2 protein-coding genes are annotated in these 2,620 nt (G+C 73.1%); both read left to right on the plus strand.

Annotation, left to right across the window (positions count from 1 at the left end):
• Positions 1 to 155 precede the first annotated feature (155 nt).
• The gene (locus L0B03_RS16400) at positions 156 to 1,604 is read left to right on the plus strand and encodes a penicillin-binding protein 2 (protein ID WP_250447860.1); all 1,449 of its coding nucleotides are present in this window, start codon (positions 156 to 158) and stop codon (positions 1,602 to 1,604) included.
• Positions 1,601 to 2,620 (plus strand): serine/threonine-protein kinase (locus L0B03_RS16405; RefSeq protein WP_250447863.1); only part of this gene is annotated, 1,020 nt, incomplete at its 3' end. The genes L0B03_RS16400 and L0B03_RS16405, both read left to right, overlap by 4 nt.

Here is a 2,620-nt window from a genome sequence, read left to right on the forward strand (position 1 = left end):
CGCCGGCCCGCCGCCCCGGCCGGCGGCCCCGCCTCCCCCGAGCCCGGGGACGCGGGCGACGAGGCCGAGCCGGGCGACACCCAGGGCTTCAGCACCGGTCAGGGCGAGGGTTCGGACCACCAGACCGAGGTCATCGGGGTGGGTGAGCTCCGCCGATGAACACCCCCCTGCGGCGGCTCGCGAACGTCACCATCGTCATGTTCCTGGCCCTCATGATGACCAGCACCTGGGTCCAGTTCGTCCAGGCCCCCGACCTCAACAGCGACGCGCGCAACGTGCGGACGCTGTACCGGGAGTACGACAACGCCCGCGGACCCATCGTCGTCGGAGGGGACTCGATCGCCTCCTCGACCCCGGTCGACACCCCCTTCGGGTACCAGCGCAGCTACAGCCAGGCCGAGCTCTACGCGCACGTGACCGGGTACTACTCGGTGATCTACGGCCGGTCCGGCATCGAGCAGGCGATGAACACCGAGCTCAACGGCTCGGCCGACTCGCTGTTCTACTCGCGGCTGCAGGACCTCATCACCGGCCGCCAGCCGCAGGGCGCGGCCGTCGAGCTCACCATCGACCCCGCGGCCCAGCAGGCCGCCTGGGACGCCCTCGGGGACCAGCGCGGCGCCGTCGTCGCCCTCGACCCGACCACGGGCGCCATCCTCGCGTTGGTCTCCAAGCCCAGCTACGACCCGAACCTGCTCGCGGGGCACACCACGAGCGAAGTCACCGAGAACTGGACGGCCCTCAACGAGGCCGACGGCCAGCCGATGGCGAACCGGGCCATCGCCGGCAACACCTACCCGCCGGGCTCGGTGTTCAAGCTCGTGACCGCCGCGGCGGCCCTGGAGGACGGGCTCGCCGTCGACGAGCAGATCCCCGCCCCCGACGAGCTGCCCCTGCCGCTGAGCTCCGCGGTGCTCGGCAACTTCGGCGGGGCCACCTGCTCGAGCAGCGGCACCCAGACCCTCGGCGACGCCCTGCGCGTCTCCTGCAACACGGCCTTCGCCCAGCTCGGCCTCGACCTCGGCGCCGAGCTCATCGGGGAGCAGGCCGAGGCGTTCGGCTTCGGAACCCGCTTCACCGTGCCGATGACGTCAGCAGAGAGCTACTTCCCCCCCGACCCCGACGCGCCGTCCACCGCTCTCTCGGCCATCGGGCAGTACGAGGTGCGCGTGACCCCCCTGCAGGTGGCGATGATCTCGGCCACGATCGCCAACGGGGGCACCCAGATGTCCCCCTACCTGGTGGACTCGGTGCGCAGCCAGGACCTCGACGTCGTCACCGAGACCTCCCCGAGCGAGCTCGGCCAGCCCATCTCCCCCGAGACAGCCGCCACGCTCGAGGAGATGATGCTCGGCGTCGTCGCCGACGGCACCGGGCAGGCCGCCCAGATCTCGGGGGTCCAGGTGGCCGGGAAGACCGGCACCGCCGAGACCACCGGCGACGCACCGCCGCACGCCTGGTTCACCAGCTTCGCCCCGGCCGACGACCCGCAGGTCGCCGTCGCCGTCCTCGTCGAGAACGGCGGGACCATGGGCAGCGAGGCCACCGGCGGGGCCGTCGCGGCGCCCATCGCCCGGGCCGTGATGCAGGCGGTGCTCGAGTGAAGCCGGTCGCCGGGATCGCCCTGGGCGGCCGCTACCGCCTCGAGTCCCGGATCGCCGTCGGCGGGATGGGCGAGGTGTGGGTCGGTCACGACGAGGCCCTCGCCCGGGACGTCGCGGTCAAGGTGCTGCGCGAGGAGTTCGCGGGGGACGCCGGGTTCCTCGAGCGGTTCCGCACCGAAGCCCGCAACAGCGCGGGACTGTCCCACCCCAACATCGCCCAGCTCTACGACTACGGCGAGCAGGAGGGCTCGGGGTTCCTCGTCATGGAGCTCGTGCTCGGCGAGCCGATGTCCGACCTGCTCGACCGTGAGCCGGTGCTGCCCACGCGACGGCTCCTGCCGATCCTCGCCCAGACGGCCCGTGCCCTGCACGCCGCCCACGCGGGGGGAGTCGTGCACCGGGACGTCAAGCCCGGCAACATCCTGCTGTCCCGCTCGGGCAGGGTGAAGATCACCGACTTCGGCATCTCGACCGCGACCAACCAGGTGCCCATGACGGCCTCGGGCATGGTGATGGGCACCGCGCAGTACCTGTCCCCCGAGCAGGCCATCGGCAAGGCCGCGACCCCCGCCTCGGACATCTACTCCCTGGGGATCGTCGCCTACGAGGGCCTGGTCGGGAACCGGCCCTTCACCGGCCCGACGGCCGTGGACATCGCCGTCGCGCACGTCAACACCGCGGTGCCGCCCCTGCCCGACCAGATCGACCCCGAGCTCGCTGCCCTCGTGATGCGGATGCTCGCCAAGGAGCCCGAGGAGCGCCCGCGCTCGGCCGCCTCCCTGGCACGCACCCTCGACGAGATGCTCGACGGCACCCCTCCCGGCGGGATCCCGGTCACCACCACCCGCCACACCCGCGCGGTCGACGTGCTGCACGACGACATCGCCACGAGCTCCCAGCGGGCCGTCCCCGTCCCCGGCTCGGAGGCCACCCCCGGCACCGCCCCGGCCGAGCCACCACCGACCATCGCTCCGACGGACCCCCCGCAGACCGCGGTCCGGGCGGGCCCCCCGCCA

It is taken from the genome of Actinotalea sp. C106 (assembly GCF_023630195.1).
Classification (GTDB): Bacteria; Actinomycetota; Actinomycetes; order Actinomycetales; family Cellulomonadaceae; genus Actinotalea.